The 14,995-nt window shown below is 62.8% G+C and carries 16 protein-coding genes; 8 read left to right on the top strand and 8 right to left on the bottom strand.

Translation table 11 applies throughout. The features are described from left to right. From ACFDTG_RS13995 to ACFDTG_RS13975, 5 genes are all read right to left on the bottom strand, one after another. The coding region (locus ACFDTG_RS13995; RefSeq protein ID WP_375248996.1) for a cupin domain-containing protein at positions 1 to 556 on the bottom strand (556 nt) is incomplete at its 3' end. A 48-nt stretch (positions 557 to 604) separates the two neighbouring features. After that, a complete protein-coding gene (locus ACFDTG_RS13990; protein WP_375248997.1) occupies positions 605 to 1,132 on the bottom strand; it encodes a cupin domain-containing protein in 528 nt (175 codons plus the stop codon). A gap of 21 nt (positions 1,133 to 1,153) precedes the next feature. After that, the gene (locus tag ACFDTG_RS13985) at positions 1,154 to 2,377 is read right to left on the bottom strand and encodes a M24 family metallopeptidase (RefSeq protein ID WP_375248998.1); all 1,224 of its coding nucleotides are present in this window, start codon (positions 2,375 to 2,377) and stop codon (positions 1,154 to 1,156) included. An 81-nt stretch (positions 2,378 to 2,458) separates the two neighbouring features. Next, on the bottom strand, positions 2,459 to 3,310 hold the full coding sequence (locus ACFDTG_RS13980; RefSeq protein WP_375248999.1) for an SDR family oxidoreductase: 852 nt from the start codon (positions 3,308 to 3,310) through the stop codon (positions 2,459 to 2,461). A gap of 34 nt (positions 3,311 to 3,344) precedes the next feature. Beyond that, on the bottom strand, positions 3,345 to 4,082 hold the full coding sequence (locus ACFDTG_RS13975; protein WP_375249000.1) for a dienelactone hydrolase family protein: 738 nt from the start codon (positions 4,080 to 4,082) through the stop codon (positions 3,345 to 3,347). A gap of 151 nt (positions 4,083 to 4,233) precedes the next feature. Between ACFDTG_RS13975 and ACFDTG_RS13970 the strand changes: the two genes are divergently transcribed. Next, the gene (locus tag ACFDTG_RS13970) at positions 4,234 to 5,310 is read left to right on the top strand and encodes an MBL fold metallo-hydrolase (RefSeq protein ID WP_375249001.1); all 1,077 of its coding nucleotides are present in this window, start codon (positions 4,234 to 4,236) and stop codon (positions 5,308 to 5,310) included. A 10-nt stretch (positions 5,311 to 5,320) separates the two neighbouring features. Here the strand turns inward: ACFDTG_RS13970 and ACFDTG_RS13965 are convergent, their stop codons facing one another. After that, on the bottom strand, positions 5,321 to 7,033 hold the full coding sequence (locus ACFDTG_RS13965) for an acyl-CoA dehydrogenase family protein (protein WP_375249002.1): 1,713 nt from the start codon (positions 7,031 to 7,033) through the stop codon (positions 5,321 to 5,323). A 7-nt stretch (positions 7,034 to 7,040) separates the two neighbouring features. Continuing rightward, positions 7,041 to 8,090 (bottom strand): Rieske 2Fe-2S domain-containing protein, encoded by a 1,050-nt coding sequence (locus ACFDTG_RS13960; protein ID WP_375249003.1) that lies wholly within the window; start codon positions 8,088 to 8,090, stop codon positions 7,041 to 7,043. A gap of 245 nt (positions 8,091 to 8,335) precedes the next feature. Here ACFDTG_RS13960 and ACFDTG_RS13955 point away from each other — a divergent pair, with 245 nt between their 5' ends. The 7 genes from ACFDTG_RS13955 to ACFDTG_RS13925 all read left to right on the top strand — a co-directional run bounded on the left by ACFDTG_RS13955 (position 8,336) and on the right by ACFDTG_RS13925 (position 13,807). Then, entirely contained in the window at positions 8,336 to 8,458 is a 123-nt protein-coding gene (locus tag ACFDTG_RS13955; protein ID WP_375249004.1) for a hypothetical protein, read from the top strand. Between the two features lie 578 nt (positions 8,459 to 9,036). Beyond that, positions 9,037 to 9,552, top strand: a complete 516-nt coding sequence (locus tag ACFDTG_RS13950) for a hypothetical protein (protein WP_375249005.1) — start codon at positions 9,037 to 9,039, stop codon at positions 9,550 to 9,552. 341 nt (positions 9,553 to 9,893) lie between these two features. After that, a complete protein-coding gene (locus ACFDTG_RS13945; RefSeq protein ID WP_375291626.1) occupies positions 9,894 to 10,469 on the top strand; it encodes a recombinase family protein in 576 nt (191 codons plus the stop codon). 1,149 nt (positions 10,470 to 11,618) lie between these two features. Further along, a complete protein-coding gene (locus tag ACFDTG_RS13940) occupies positions 11,619 to 11,882 on the top strand; it encodes a hypothetical protein (protein ID WP_375291625.1) in 264 nt (87 codons plus the stop codon). A 26-nt stretch (positions 11,883 to 11,908) separates the two neighbouring features. Continuing rightward, a complete protein-coding gene (locus tag ACFDTG_RS13935) occupies positions 11,909 to 12,427 on the top strand; it encodes a hypothetical protein (RefSeq protein WP_375291624.1) in 519 nt (172 codons plus the stop codon). Then, positions 12,420 to 12,977 carry a hypothetical protein gene (locus ACFDTG_RS13930; protein ID WP_375291623.1) on the top strand — a complete coding sequence of 186 codons (558 nt, stop codon included), beginning with the start codon at positions 12,420 to 12,422 and terminating at the stop codon, positions 12,975 to 12,977. Before ACFDTG_RS13935 ends, ACFDTG_RS13930 begins: the two co-directional genes overlap by 8 nt. Next, positions 12,974 to 13,807: a hypothetical protein gene (locus tag ACFDTG_RS13925; RefSeq protein ID WP_375291622.1), complete on the top strand. Its 834-nt coding sequence runs from the start codon at positions 12,974 to 12,976 to the stop codon at positions 13,805 to 13,807. The genes ACFDTG_RS13930 and ACFDTG_RS13925 overlap by 4 nt, the downstream gene beginning before the upstream one ends. A 467-nt stretch (positions 13,808 to 14,274) precedes the next feature. Here the strand turns inward: ACFDTG_RS13925 and ACFDTG_RS13920 are convergent. Beyond that, positions 14,275 to 14,995: site-specific integrase (locus tag ACFDTG_RS13920; RefSeq protein ID WP_375291621.1), on the bottom strand; the 721-nt coding region annotated here is incomplete at its 5' end.

Below are 14,995 nucleotides of genomic sequence, written 5' to 3'. Positions count from 1 at the left end.
AGTCCAGCACGACCTTGCCATGAAACTCGACGCCGTGATCGCGCATCAGCTTGTCACGCATGCCGTCATCCACGATCCCGGGCAGCCTGGAGACCGCCTCGAAGAAGCGTTCGTGCCCCGCGGGGGCGTTCATCGAGATCATGCGCGCGACGCGATCCGAATTGTTGACGAAGCTGTGGCGGCAACCACGCGGGGCATAGGCGCTCGCGCCTGCCCCTACCCGCCGCGCCTCGTCTCCGATCACCACGTCAATCTCGCCCTCCAGGACGAACCACCATTCGTCCTCTTCCGCCTGATGGTGATCGGGCGCGCCGAAGCCCGGCGACAGCTCGACGAGGAAGATCACGAACTGGCCGCCCGATTCCTCCCCGCTCAGCAACACCCTGGTGCGCTGGCCGGAAAAGTCGATCGCGGCGGCATCGTCGGGGGACGACAACAGCCTTGGCGTCTGCGGCATCCGCCCGAACGCCGCGCGCAGATCGCGCATGTCCTGAAAGGCGTGAATGTCGGCGTCGACGCGGTCGACCGGGGCGTTCACGCGAGTGTTGATATCCATCCTGACATCCCCCTGGCCGAAATGTGCGTCACCATCACCGTTGCCGGCTCAGCGAGCGGTGACCGTTCCCGCCTTCGAGAAGTCGATCTGAACGTCGCCATAGGGATTGGGGACGGACTCGGTGCCCATGTCCGCGGGAATCGATATTTCCAGGATCTCGACGCCTTCCGGGGCGCCGGCCTCGATATGGATCGTCCCGCCGGGGATCATCATCGAATCGCCCGCCTCCAGCCGCACGATATGATCGGGGCTGAATGCGATCGTGATCGCACCGTCGATGCAGTAAAGGAACTGCATATCGCAGCGATGGAGGTGCCAGCCGGTGCTCTCGTTCGCGGTGCCCGCATGGAGCACCTGCGCACGCATCTCGCCGTTGGTGGCCTCCGTCACGCCAAGCTCGCGGTAACGCACCCATGAGCGGCGGCCGGGGATGAAATGCGGTGCGTTGCCCTTTGACACCACCACGCGCTTGCCCGGGGTGGCATTGTCGGTGGCGACGTTCGGCTTCTCGATGGTGAAGATGCCGCTGTCGGCGGTCGCGCCGGTACGCGATGCATCGGGTGCGAGTACGGTCATGATCCTCTGCCTTCCTGTATCTCAGATCTCGTAAACCCGTTTGGGCGTCTGATGAATGAAGCCGCCGCCCTCGCCGACGATGAACCCGTCGCACAGCGTGGCCAGCGTCGATCCGGCGATGAACGCGGGGTGGATCGCGATATTGGCCTGCGCGGGCAGCGCCATCGTCTCGTCGCTGCGGATCAACGGGCGCTCGACCGTGTCGTACCCCTGCCCGTGCGAATAGAGCCGCCGCTCGGGCGCGCTCCCATGCGAGACGAGGAAGGCGTTGACCTCGCGGAAGATGTCCGCCGGCATCGCACCGGGCACGCTCAGCCGCGCCGAGAGCGCCTGCGCCTCGACCGCCAGCGCGTGCGCGTCATGCACCTCCGCCGGCAACTTGCCAAAGCTCACCATCCGGCCAAGCTCGGTCCACTGGCCGCCAAGGCCGTTGCTCTCCAGCAGCACGTTCATATGATCGCCGCGCCGCATGGTACGCCCCTGCACCGCGCGATAGCCGAAGAACGCCGGCTGACCGATCGGCGCCGACACCGCGATATACACGCCACGATCGGCCCCCAGCAGCTGCAACTGGTGATCGATGAAGGCATTGATCTGGAAATCGCGCATCCCCGGCTCGATCCAATCGAGCAGCTTTTCGAACACCTGATCCTGGATCGCGGCGGTCGCCCGGATCAGCGCCAGTTCCTCGGCGCTCTTGTGCGCCTTCATCGCGTCGAACGCATCGGTTTCGTCGGAGAAGGCAACGCGGCCCTCCGTGCGGTCGCTCAATCCGGTCATGAAGCCGTGCGGCAGGCCACCGGCGCCGACGATGCCGACATTCCTGTAGCCGCGATCGAGCAGCACCTGCGCCACGCTCTCCGCCGCCAGCCCGTGGGTATAATGCGCGTTGAACAACGCCCAGTTGGTGACGAGTTCACCGATGCCCGGCCGGTTGGGATCGCGATCGTCGAGTCGGCGCGTTTCGCCCTGCGCGCCGTGATCGATCAGCGTCATGTGATCGTCGACATGGAAGATGACGTAACGCGGATATCCCGGCGGCACGTCGGTCAGCCAGCGGACATTGCCGCCGATCTTCTCTTCATACCCCTGGACGACCAGCGCCTCCAGGCCACGATCGCGCAAATGGGTGCGTACCAGCTTCCAGCGCCGCTCAAGCTCGCCACGGGTGGCCGACCATGTGCGGTTTACATCGACCACGGGCTGTTCGCGAACGGCCGGCTCCAGCTGGGCGAACTTGCTCATGCGATACTCTCCGAAACGTTATTTGATATAGCTATCATCACTGCCTGCGTGACGCAATCGGGAATGGACGAAAACGTCGCCTCAGGCGGCCCCGGGCAGGCTGCGGCGGACATAGTCGCGGAACGTGCCGGGCTGCCGCTGCAGCAGCCAGGACAGCACCTTCGCATTGCCGCGAATGCCCTTGCGGCCATAATAACCGAACAGGCGGTGCAGCGCCTCCACCTCGTAAGCGCCGAGCGGGTGATGCGCGGCGATCATCGCGACGACCTGATCCGGCTCGACCACGAGCGGCTGTACCGGCGTGCCGCCGATGTCCGACACGATGGCGCAGATATCCTCCGCCGACAGATTCTCTTCGCCCGAGATGTCATAGGTTGCCGCGCTGTGGCCGTCCTCCAGCACGACCGTGGCCGCCGCGTCGGCAAGGTCCACCAGATCGACGTGACCGAGCGGCTGGGTGAGCGAATATGGCGTCGGCAGGCGACCGCCGGCGATGACCCGCGGCACATCGATATTCTGCATGTAATGCTGCGGGCGCAGGATCGTCCAGTCGAGCGCGCTGTCGATCAGATAGGCTTCCACCGCCAGCTTCGCCTTGTGATTCAACAGCGCGTCGATCTGCGGATGGATAACCGAGATATATATGAAGCGACGCACGCCAGCCGCCGCCGCGGCATCGATCATCCCGGTCCCCATCGCGGTCTCGCGCGGATGGAAGGCGGGGCCGTAGTGGATCACCGCGTCCACCCCCTCGACCGCCCGCGCACGGTCGGCATGGTTCTCCAGATCACCGAGGCGGGACGCATAGCGAGCGTCCGCCGGTGCGGTACGCGAGAAGCCGACGATCTCGACCGGCTCCGGACGGCGCTCCAGCGCCGCCGCGACGTGCCGCCCGGTCTTGCCGTGCGGCCCTACCACCAGAACACGCATCATCGATCCTTTCTCATTCTGCCTTGGGTGCGCCCGGTCAGCGCAGCGTCTGCGCGAACAGCGCCGTCATGGTGCGCCAGTGCCGATCGTCGGCATCGCGCGCGTAGGAGGGGCCGTCGGGCACCGTGAAACCGTGCTGCGCGCCTTCGTAAACCTCCGAGACGAAGACGCGCCCCGCCCCGGCCAAGGTCGCGTCCAGCTCGGGCAGCCGCGACGACGGCAGGAACATGTCGTCGTCGGCGTGGCCAAAATAATAGCGCGCCGCGACGCCCGCCGCGACGCGGTGCGGGCTGTCGGGGGCGTCGGTGATAAGCGCCGAGCCGTGATAGGCCGCGACCGCGGTGATCGCGCCGCCCGCCCCATCGGCATAGAGGATCGCGAACTTGCCGCCGATGCAATAACCGACCACGCCGATGCCGCCCGCGCGCACCTCCGGCCGATCCGCGAGCGCCGCCACCGCGGCGGCGCCGTCCGCGCGCAGGTCGTCGCTGGTGAGCGGGTCGATCAGCGCCATCAACGGCTTGAGCGCGGCAATTTCGAATGGCGCCGACAGATCGGGGACCGGCGCCGGTCCGGCCCGGTAAAAGATGTTCGGCAGCAGGACGGCATAGCCCTCCGCCGCCAGCCGGTCCGCCCGCGTATAGAAGACGTCGCGGGGGCCGCGGATGTCGGTCACCATGACGATAGCCGGCCAAGGTCCGTCGCCCGCCGGCACGTGCAGGGTCGCATCGACCACCTTGTCGCCTCGCGGATAGGTCAGCGCGTGTCGTGGCATTCCGGTCCCCTCGCCCACGGCATGGTCGTCTCGCTCATCGCGGCGGTTGCCAACGCCCGAGACCCTCAATATTGTTCTGTCCTATAACAATCTTCAGCAGGGCACAAGCAGGCCTCGTGCCGCTGCCGGCCGGCCAGAGAGAGGACGTCCCGTGAAGCACCGTATCCACGCCGCGCTCCGGGCGCTCGCCCCGCTCATCCTGCTGACCGCACCCGCCGCCGCTCGGGGCGCGCCACCCGCCGCCGCGCCGACGGTCGAACTCGTCATGCTCGGCACCGCCGGCGGCCCCAACATGCGCAAGGATCGGTCGGAGCCGGCAACGCTCCTGCGGGTCGGCGGCGCCACCTACCTCCTCGATTGCGGGATCGGCACGCTGCGTCGCATGGTGGAGGCGGGGATCGACAGCACGCAGCTGTCGGCGATCTTCATCACGCACCTCCATCCGGACCATGTTCTGGACCTCGCCGCCATCATGTCGAACGATCTGATCGCCGGGATCGGTGCGGGTGGCGCGGGGCCGCGAGCGATCTACGGCCCCGTCGGGATCGCTGCGCTGGTCGATGCGGCGGTGCGCTATATCAGCATGCCCTATGCCGTGTTCGCGGATGGCGGCCTGATCGATCCCCGCGGGCGCCCGATGGCGGACTATGTCGCGTCGAAGTTCGCGGTGCACGAAATTGCCGCAGGAACGACGATCTACCGTGACGACCACGTCCGCGTATCGGCGATCGAGAACACGCATTACCGCATGATGCCGGCCACTGCGCGGGCACGCGAGAAATCCTATGCCTATCGGTTCGATACGCCCGCGGGCTCGATCGTCTTCACCGGCGATACCGGCGCCAGCGCGCCGCTGGCGGCGTTCGCGAAGGGGGCAGACGTGCTGGTGTCCGAGGTGATCGATCCCCGCGCGATCACGGGCATGATGCAGGGCATCGCCGCCAAGGCGCATTGGTCGCCCGAGGCGCTGTCGACTGCACTCGGCCACATGACCGAGGAGCACCTGCCACCCGCGGCGGTCGCCGATCTGGCGCGCGAGGCGGGTGTGGGAACGATCGTCCTGACGCATATCGTGCCGGGGATGGACGGCGACGCGGCGCTGGCCGCCGACGACGTTCGGGCGATCAAGGCGGGCTTCAAGGGCGAGGTGATCGCGGCGCGCGATCTCGACCGGCTGTGCCTGACGCGGGGCGCGAACGGCCGGGCGACCCTCGCCCCGTGCCGCTAGCCGCGACGGTTCACGATCCGGCGAGCGTCGCCGGCACCGCCGACCCGGCCATCGCCTCGGTCGCGGCCAGCACGGCCCGGGGCGCCAGCCGCACAAGGAAATAGCGTCCTGCATCGGTCAAGGTCGAGGCGGCGGGCGAGCCGTTGCCGCGCGCAACCAGCCGGGCGGCGATCCAACCCTGCGCGGTCAGGATCGCCAGCTTCAGGAATGCGGTCGCGCCCGCCTCGGCCTCGACCCGCTCGGCCGATCGCAGGAAGGCGCCCGCCTCCTCCAGCTGATCGAGCGCGCGATGGAGCGGCTGCGCCGCCGGCCCCGCCGCGTCCGCATCGGCACGGGCGACGCGCAGGAACGCGTGCAGCGACGCCGCATCGTCACGCATCAGCCGTCGGTGCATCAGGTCGAGCGCTTGAATGCCGCTCGTCCCCTCGAACACCGACAGGACACGCGCGTCGCGAACGCCCTGCTCGATCGGCCATTCGCGCGTATAGCCAGCGCCGCCGAGCACCTGCACCCCGGTGCTCGCTACATCGAACCCGATCTCCGCCCCGGCGGTCTTGACGATCGGCAGCAGCCACTGCGCCAGCAGGTCCGCCTCAGCGCGTTCCGCCGCGTCGGGCGCCCGCGCGGCGATGTCGACGTGGTTCGCGAGCGCGAGGATCAGCCCGCGCAGCGTCTCGGTCGTGCTCGCCATCTCCAGCAGCATCCGCCGCACGTCGGCATGCGCGGTGATCGGCACCGGTGGCTCCGCCGGACGCCCGCCCTGCCGCCGCTCGGCAGCGTAGCGCGCCGCGACGTCGGTCGCCGCGCTCGCGATCCCCAGCCCCTGGATCGCAACCGCGAGGCGCATGTTCGCGATCATCACGAACATCTGCGCCAGCCCGCGCCCCTCCTGCCCCAGCAGGATGCCGCGCGCGCCCTCGAACCCCAGCGCGCAGGTGGGCGAGCCATGCAGCCCCATCTTCTCCTCGATGCGGCGGATCACCACGCCGTTGCGGGTGCCATCCTCCAGCGTGTCGGGGACGAGGAACAGGCTGAGCCCACCGCCGCCCGAGGCGGCGTCACCGGTTCGCGCCAGCAGGCAATGCACGATGCGCGGGGCAAGATCGTGGTCGCCGAAACTGATCCAGCATTTCTCGCCGTCGATGATCCATCCGCCCTCGCCGTCGGCGCGCGCGGTGGTGCGCGCGCGTCCCACGTCGGATCCGGCATCAGGCTCGGAGATGCAGATCGTCGCCGCGCATTTGGCGGCGACGATGCGCGGTAGCCATTGCGCCGCGGTCGTCGGGTCCGCCCATGCCGCGATCAGCCGCGCGGAGGAGATGAGCGGGACGGGCAACATCGCGAACGACGGATTGGCGCGATCGAAGACGCCCTCCACCGCCGCCCAGATCGCGGTCGGCAACGGCTGCCCGCCATGATCGATCGGCTGACCCAGCGTCGCCCAGCCGTTCGCGACGAACTGCGCCCATGCGGCATCGTGCCCGGGCGCAGTACGCACCCGCCCCGCCTCGATCCGACAGCCGTGCCGGTCCATCGCGTCGTTGAGCGGCGCCAGCACGTCGTCGGCGAAGCGCGATGCCTCGTTCAGGATCGCGTCGACCATCGCCGGATCGGCGGCATCGGGGTCCGGCAACAGCGCGCAGGCGCGTGACCAGCCGGGCGCGGCGGCGAGCTGCGCGGCGACGATCGCCAGGTCGGCGGGCGGGGGAGAGGAGCGGGTCAAGTGGTGCTCAGCACACGTTCTCGACGGTCGTGGCCGCAGCCCGCTCCGCCGTCATCAAGCGGGCCATGGTGCGGCGGAACATCGCCGGCGCCTTGTCGTGCGCGACGAAGCTCATCGCATGGTCGCCGGAGGTTTCGTCCCAGATCCGCTGCTGCGCCTCGATCATCGCGCGATCCTCGGCGAAGGCGGCGTTGACCACCTCGAACGCGCCGCCCAACAGGCTGGCGGGGATGCGATGATCGAACCCGCTGGCGTAGAAATAGCGCGTTTTGCGATCGGAGATCGGCGTCACCGCCTGCTGCTCGATGCGGTACGTCATCGGCTCCTCGGTCGGCGGCTTCATGCCGCATCGCTCCGCCATGCCGTGCGGGAAGGAGCTGTTTTCCATGACGAAAATGCCGGGCGCGGAATAATCGTAGACCGACCAATTGTCGACCAGCGTCGGGTTGCTCGGGCTCATCGGCTTCGCCGTCAGCCAGCGTTCGATCCGGATGCCGCGCTCGCGCTGGATCACGCGCGGCACGCTATCGGCCCAGCCGATTCCGGACAGGCTGGCCAGCGTCGTCTCATGAACGAAATCAACGTGCGACAGGTCGCACAGATTGTCGTTGAGCAACATGTAGTTGGCTTCATAGTCGATCTGGTCCGCCGCCATCGTCCAGCGCGGATCGTCGATCCCGAACGCCTGCGGAATCAATGCGGGATCAGCCTTCGCCGGATCGCCCATCCACACCCAGAGCCAGCTGTCCTTCACCTCCACCGGATAGGTGCGCACGCGCGCGTCGGGCGGGGTCGTCATCGCCGGCGCGGACACGCACTTGCCCCCGGTGTCGAAGCAAAGGCCGTGGTACATGCAGCGCAGCAGCTCGCCCTCGACCCGGCCCATCGACAGCGGCGCCCAGCGATGCGGGCAACGATCCTCCACCGCGCAGACGATACCCTCCCGCGTCCTGTAGAGCGCGAGCGGTTCGTCGATGACGCGGACGCCGAGCGGAGCCTCACCCAGGTCCCGCGCCCACGCCGCGACGTACCAGCAATCACGAAGGAAATCGGCCATGTCCCTCTCCCGGCGGCCTTATCCTTGCAACGGCCTGCCAACAGAATATTACCGGCGCGGAAAGCTATATTCAATAGCTATTTCCAGCATTGCGTGTCGCCGCCCGAGCCCGACCGTTCGCCTGCGGGCGGGATCGCCAGTATCGCTTTGACAGCCATCACGACTTAGCTATGATCCATAGCATAGACGGCCGGCCAACGAGTCGGCAGCAACGGATCGTACCGCGGTCAACGCAAGACGAGGAAATGGAGAGGCTTATGTGGTGGTACGACTGCCCGGAGGGATTCGACTGTCCCCCGCATATCGCCGCGATCTATCTCGCGTTCGTCTCGCTCGTCGTCGCCGTGATGCTGTTCGTGCTGTTCTGACCATAGCGACCGCACGTCCCGCCCCGATGACTGCCGGGGGTGGCGGAACGCCAGCCCATTACGTCTTTCGCTGACGCGATAGCGAAGAATTGTTCATGCAGCCGTCCGGACCGATATGTCGTGGTAACGGCACCATATTTTCAACCGCCACGCGCGGGATGGCCGACATGCTTTCGACCATGTGGCCGGCATAATGGCAGGAGCGCACAGGGTGCCGTCCTCGTACCTTCGTACCAGACGTCCGTAAGAACCCTATGCTTCGCGATACCGGGCCGCGTTTTCAGCAGCGTGTACGGAATGGTGGAGCCGAGGGGGATCGGCTCGAAAACCCGTAAGCATTGACAAACAAAGGATATTTTCCTGAGCGTCGGGACAGTTGTATTAGCTCTTTGTACTAGCGGAGGCAAGGGGCTGGCCGATGTGGGTCCGCGTTAGGGACTCGAACCGCTCAGGATATTGCCTCTTTGCATCCTAGCCCGTTTCGATGGATCATAGCCGCATAATCAGCGCGCTAAGGGCAGCCATGAAGCGAGAGGTGTACGACTATCTAGCTAAGCTCCCGGCTAGGATATTGGCTGGTGCTGGAACTCCCATCACTGCTTGGTCGGCTGGCGATCCGTCCGGCTTCCAAAGGTGGTGGGGATGGGCTGTCTCGCCGGATCATATCAGGATCGGCGGAGCCATCGGCCTTGTCCTATGCGTGGCCTATTGGGCATCAGGGCGATAATCATCATCATTATGCGCCGGCTACTCCTTCTAAACCTGTTGTCGATGATCGATTTGAGAATATAATCAAGATTAATCCGCCGAGTAGTTTTCAGATACGGACTAGGGTAGAAGATCAGCATTCTAGGAATTTCACGGGAGAGTTTGGAGCTATACTCGTAAGGAACGGTTGGAAGGCAAGAGACACGGGGTATGTTCAGTCTCGTGCTTTTGATGGCGTGATCCTATGTGGAAATAGAGAGGCGCTGAAATCACCGGACGCTGCTATTTTGGTTGAGGCCTTTAAGGCGATAGGCGTAACGCTTAAATTCGAGACGAAAGACACTTGGCCAATTGACAGTCTAAGAATTGATGTTGGCACTTTGTAGTCTATAGCTATGCTGCCTACGGCCTGAAAATGCTAGAGATATGCGAGAGGGCAATCAAACAATTCTGAGCGCGCTATCTCCCCCGTATCCCTACCCAGCCCGCTGGCGAATATGACACGCCTGCCCGACCTGCATTATTGCGCGCGTATCGTTCTCCCGGCGTAGCGTGTCACTGTCGCCAAGCACTAGCCCAGCCGGATCGCTGACCCTGCCGATACCCTGCCTCGCAAGTTGTAGCTTGTGAGTCATGCCGGATGGATCATTAGCGACTGCCTCACAAGGTACTTGACAGCGTTGTGATACTGCCTCACATATCAGGCATATCTTGCGAGGATTATACCATGAGCCGCGTTGCCTACTTCCGCGTATCGACAGAAGCCCAGAGCATTGAAGCCCAGCGCAAGGCATTGGGTGACAGCTTTGACCGTGAGTTTACCGATGAAGGCGTAAGCGGTGCGATCCTCGCTGCTGACCGTCCCGGCTTTGCCAAGCTGCTCGACTACATACGGGAAGGCGACACGCTCTACGTCTATGCCCTTGATCGATTGGGCCGCGATGCCTTGGACGTACAGGCCACGGTGCGGAAGCTGCTAAATCGTGGCGTCACCTTGGACGTTAAGGGGCTGGGACCGATTGGCCGTGGCGTCGGGGAGTTGATCGTCGCTGTCCTAGCCCAGATGGCTGATATGGAACGCCAGCGGATCAAGGAACGGTGCGACAGTGGCCGGGTAGCTGCCCGCGCTTCGATAGAGGCAACCGGGCTGACGCATAGGGGCAAGGCCAGCTTGGGCCGTCCGTTCGCTGCTGATGCCAAGGCGGTGGCCGATTGGCGTAGGGAGAATGGCGCTTCGATCAGTCAGACGATGGCGCATTTCGGTATCTCTAAGGCGACGGTATCCCGGTATTGCGCTGCATAGGCCGGGTACTCGACGGGCTGGGATCGGACAGGCGACGGGGATGCCCTCGTATTCGCCCAGAGACGGCCACAGGAGCCGATATGGGCGGCTTAGGGTATCGACCTAGCCGGGATACCGTGGCGGCTCTGTACGGGGCTGTGAGGCGGTCGGCCCAGATGCGGCAAACGGCTCCCGGCATTTCGGGACCGTATAGCAATGGGAAATCCTCGGTATCTATATGTCGAGGTATCCCTAAGAATGATCCCGGCACGAACCTGAGGCTAAGCCTTGATAATCGCCGATCATAATTCAGTACCGTCACGATACAGAACCATTCATTACCGCCAGCGTCCGTTTAGCCGGAGCAAGCCTGACAGTGCTTAACTGTATGGACCCACAGCCAGCAATGGTTAGCTTAATAGCGAGGGGGTGTGCCGTTCTCAGGAATAGGCGCATGGCGTCCGCAACGATGGCTCTACAAGCGACGTATTCTGTAACTCAGGAAACATACGGCTGTATCCGCGTCCCACTGACCGTAACCTAGGCATTCGGCCTATCGTTATGTGGTCGATCTATCCTTAGCCCGTCTTACGGGTAGCACCCGATTTCGGAGGCTTGGGGGGTAGGGGGGCAACGATAGATACAGCTTAATATTTGTAATCTAGGAAACATACTAGTTATGTATATCCTACTCTACGGCTTGCATCCGTATATCCCATGCAAGATCATTCATTCTTCCGATTGGCTCAGTGATCCGATATCGAGGCTCCCCTCGTCTTTGTATCGTGATGGCATAGATGCATCTGGTTTCTGGTCATGGCTACCAGAATACCTATGTCGATTACTGAGCCAATCCGAGGAATGATCTTTACAACTTTCAGATAGGCCCAGTAGGGTTCTAGGGGTGTGCTGCTTCCCTTAGACCGATCTGTTGCTATTGGGCCTATCTGAAAGTTGTAACTCCTCTCCATAAGCATTGCTCATCATCCAATGTAGCCCATCGGCCCTGAGCAATTGCCAGCCTGCTGGCTGTAGCATTGCCCATAGTTGGCAGTCAGCGGGCGTACCATTCCATAGCTTCAGTATCTCTGTTCCCGTTTGCTTATACGTAAGCGGGGCATCTCTCTTTGACTTTTGACAATGTTTCTCCATCAATTTGAAGGATCAATCATGTCCGATAACACCGTTGACCTTACTCGCCTCAACGATCCCCGCATTGCGGCCCATGTCGAACAGGTAGATGGCCGTATCCGTAGCGGCTTCCGCCTTGCTCTCGACGTGCTGAATATCCCGCTGCCTGATTATGCTGTCCGAAAGCCCGCTGGCAGGCCGTCTATCGCCAAGCTGATGGCCGCTGCTGATGCAGATAGCGGGACTATCCACAATTACCGGGATGAGAAGCGGGGCATCAATGCCTTCGCTCCCCGTCGCTAATCAACAAAATCGAACAGGATACACCCATGACCAACAAAGACAACCTTGCTGCTATTGCCATTGAGATTGAAACGCTCAGTGCCGAATTGCTCAAGGTGAACAACTATATCGATATCCTTGGCAAGCCTGCCATGGATAAGGCGAATGAGATCGATAAGGCATTGAAGGATGCCAAGGATCGCTTTGCTACCGCCCTTGCTGATGAACAGGTAGAGGCTCGCAATCTACGGCTTGCCCGCTTCTCTGATATCCGCGTTGAAGTGAAGCTCGGCGACAATCTGCTGCGTAGCTCTTTTACGATCAAGTATATGAAAGATACTTGGGACATGCAGGCCAAGGCTAGTCTGCCTAAGCAGCATGAATGCGATGGCTTCTCTAGCCTTGACGATGATGCTTACGAGTATCTGCTTACGCAAAAGCCCCATGCTATTCCCGCCAGCATCATGGCCCTTGCTCCTGGTAAGCCCGCAGAAGCTATGGCGCTCTACTTGCGAGCTAAGCAACGTGGATATGTCGGAGAAGGCTTTGGCCGGGTAAATGGCTGATCTGCATGACTGGGGAACGGGAGCGGCACCTAAGCCATCCCGCCCAGACTATGTACCCAAGGTTCGCTTGATCCCTACAACGCTAGACGATCTGATGAACCGGGCAGGCGTGTATGCCGATGCCGCTAAAGCCCATCTTGAATACAGCGCAGTGCAAATATGGCTGATGAAGGATGCCGACAAGGCGATAGCCGATGCTTTCATTCCCGTTGAAGCTGCTGGCCTGTCCGTGCTGCTGACAAGGCAGGCGCTAGAGCATGAGGCAGGCTGGCCCAAGCTGACCAGCAACGCCCCGCCGCCACTCTACGACTTGCCACAGGATGCCCAAGGCATAGCCCGCCGTATGGCCGGGGACATTCACGCGCTCTGGGAAGCGGCTAGCCGTCCGTACCTCAGGGCCAGTGATTGCAAGTTTGCCTTCCAATATCTCGCCGCCGCCGTCCGTAAGGGGATCATCCCGCCTATCCCGACCTTAGGCGAAGTTGATCCGGTCCCCGCTGCCAAACCGGCAAGGCCCCACATTCTCGATATGCTCAAGGAAACCACATGACCGCACTAACTCCCCGTCAGGCCATCAAGGTCAAGGCGGCTTTATCCCTGATCGCTGTACACGGTCACAATCCCCGTACTGTACAGCAAGCCGCTACGGCTGAATTGGCAAAGGGCTATCCTGCCAACATTGCCTACAAGAATGCCATTGATGGCTTCATTGCTCGTGTTCCTGCTATGGGGAATACGCTGCATCTTGCCGTTGATCTGATCCATCATAGCGATGATGCTACGGTAGCTCTTTATGACAAGGCGCTGACTGAGTATAACAATACCGGCGATGATAGTTGCCTTGATGGCCTAGCCCCCATGATCCTTGAGGATGCCAAGGCGCTGGCTATCAGCAAGGGTGAAGTGACCGAGGCTGATGCCGCCAATTGGACTATCGATGATGCGCTAGGCAGCACAGCGGAAGCCTTTGCGGAAACTCCCGATGTTCCCGACGCCGCCACGCTGGCACCGGGTCAGACGGCCAATAGCTCGTTCGGCTTCAATGGCCTTCCCAGCCCTGCCGCTCAGGCTCCCTCAGCCGCCGCTCAGGCCCCGGCAACGGGTCCGCAGTGGGTACAGGGGCCGACCGGCTATACCCTCGTCAATCAGGCTCCTAGCGGCCCTCAGACCGGGCAGAGCATGACGGGCTATGATCCCTATCAGGGCGGGCAGGGTCCGACCGGCATCCGTGTAGCTCAGACCGGGGACGCTGCGCGGCGCTCGCATGGCACCCCGGTAGGCGACATTGCATATTCAGCGACCGGCACGGGATACCGAGTGACCCCGACCGGGGAAGCTGCCCGCCGTGAGGCTGGCGTACCGCTCGGCCCGAATGCCTGAAACCCTGCCTAGGAGAGTCGCTGAGAGGCGATAGCTCATCCGGGCCTACAGATACCCGACCGCTTCCAATCGACTCCTGACGGGGCTGAGCGGGGCGATTTCGGGTATCTGTATGTTCGGGCTTGCTGTCGAGGCGACACAATGGGCGGCGAGGTAGCCCCTCGACCGTGAAATGCTGGACGTACCCCGGTCTTATCCGGTCCCCGTCACGGCCTGCCATTACTGGCTGGCATCCGTCCGACTATCCCTTGCCGATTAAGTCGGCGCTCTTGGATCAACCCGAAGGCGTCACCGTCACCCGAAGGCGCGTAAGACAGGATAGCCGTTGGCTACTACGTCGTTCGCTCACTCTCTAGTCATCGCCGCTCTAGCCGTAGCCTTCGCATTGGTAGCTGATCGCATGATCTACTAAACGGCATGGCTGTCATGGCCGCTCTCTAATCGGCCCGTTCCATGCAAGCCGCCCCTTACTCGATCGGATTAGGGATAGCAAGCCCCGGCACCCGGTACGATGCCATTGCCTCCGCAAGGCTATGCAAGTCATACCCGCTGCCATAGTCATCAGCAACGTCTTTACCGGCATGTCCCATGATCTGCCTTTGAATACCCTCAGGCATTCTAGCTCGACGACTATAATCCTTGAAGGTATGACGGAATGAGTGAAAGACTTTGCGCTTGTCAGCGACGCCGCAAACCCTTCTCATATAAGGTCCAAACCATTCGCCCCACTTGGCTGTCAGGCGACCATAGACGTTCGGCACTAGGTCCGGGAACACTCTACCCTTTTGATCCTTCAAGCCATCGACATACTCGACAAAGCCCAGCCGCTCCAATTCGGGATGCAATGGCACTAGCCTTTCGCTGGCCGCATTCTTGATCCGGTTTGCCTGCCCCCGCTCGTCGGTCGCCTCAGTGATATGCAGGAACCATCCGGCTAGCATCTTGCCATTCTGATCGGGATACTCCCGGCGCTGCACGTCCGACACCCGAAGCTGGCCTATCTCCTCTAGCCGCGCCCCGGTGAACAATCCCAGCAGCGGAAGCCAGTAAGCCGCCTCCCCCTTGCCCCGCTTGGGCCGATCCCCGCTGGCATAGACCGGGCTGGCAAAGATGGCCTGCAACTCGTCCAATGCGAACGGGAGCCGCTTGCTCTTGCCACTGTCGGCAACCTTGACGCTGATCCCCTCC

Origin of the sequence: Qipengyuania sp., assembly GCF_042095715.1 — a bacterium.
Lineage (GTDB): Bacteria > Pseudomonadota > Alphaproteobacteria > Sphingomonadales > Sphingomonadaceae > Qipengyuania.
This window is presented reverse-complemented; position numbering and strand designations above follow the sequence as displayed.

What these genes read in the sequence shown, in the direction of transcription:
- ACFDTG_RS13990 (WP_375248997.1), bottom strand. Translation starts at nt 1,132, where the DNA reads ATGACCGTACTCGCACCCGATGCATCGCGTACCGGCGCGACCGCCGAC.
- ACFDTG_RS13985 (WP_375248998.1), bottom strand. Translation starts at nt 2,377, where the DNA reads ATGAGCAAGTTCGCCCAGCTGGAGCCGGCCGTTCGCGAACAGCCCGTG.
- ACFDTG_RS13980 (WP_375248999.1), bottom strand. Translation starts at nt 3,310, where the DNA reads ATGATGCGTGTTCTGGTGGTAGGGCCGCACGGCAAGACCGGGCGGCAC.
- ACFDTG_RS13975 (WP_375249000.1), bottom strand. Translation starts at nt 4,082, where the DNA reads ATGCCACGACACGCGCTGACCTATCCGCGAGGCGACAAGGTGGTCGAT.
- ACFDTG_RS13960 (WP_375249003.1), bottom strand. Translation starts at nt 8,090, where the DNA reads ATGGCCGATTTCCTTCGTGATTGCTGGTACGTCGCGGCGTGGGCGCGG.
- ACFDTG_RS13955 (WP_375249004.1), top strand. Translation starts at nt 8,336, where the DNA reads ATGGAGAGGCTTATGTGGTGGTACGACTGCCCGGAGGGATTCGACTGT.
- ACFDTG_RS13945 (WP_375291626.1), top strand. Translation starts at nt 9,894, where the DNA reads ATGAGCCGCGTTGCCTACTTCCGCGTATCGACAGAAGCCCAGAGCATT.
- ACFDTG_RS13940 (WP_375291625.1), top strand. Translation starts at nt 11,619, where the DNA reads ATGTCCGATAACACCGTTGACCTTACTCGCCTCAACGATCCCCGCATT.
- ACFDTG_RS13935 (WP_375291624.1), top strand. Translation starts at nt 11,909, where the DNA reads ATGACCAACAAAGACAACCTTGCTGCTATTGCCATTGAGATTGAAACG.
- ACFDTG_RS13930 (WP_375291623.1), top strand. Translation starts at nt 12,420, where the DNA reads ATGGCTGATCTGCATGACTGGGGAACGGGAGCGGCACCTAAGCCATCC.
- ACFDTG_RS13925 (WP_375291622.1), top strand. Translation starts at nt 12,974, where the DNA reads ATGACCGCACTAACTCCCCGTCAGGCCATCAAGGTCAAGGCGGCTTTA.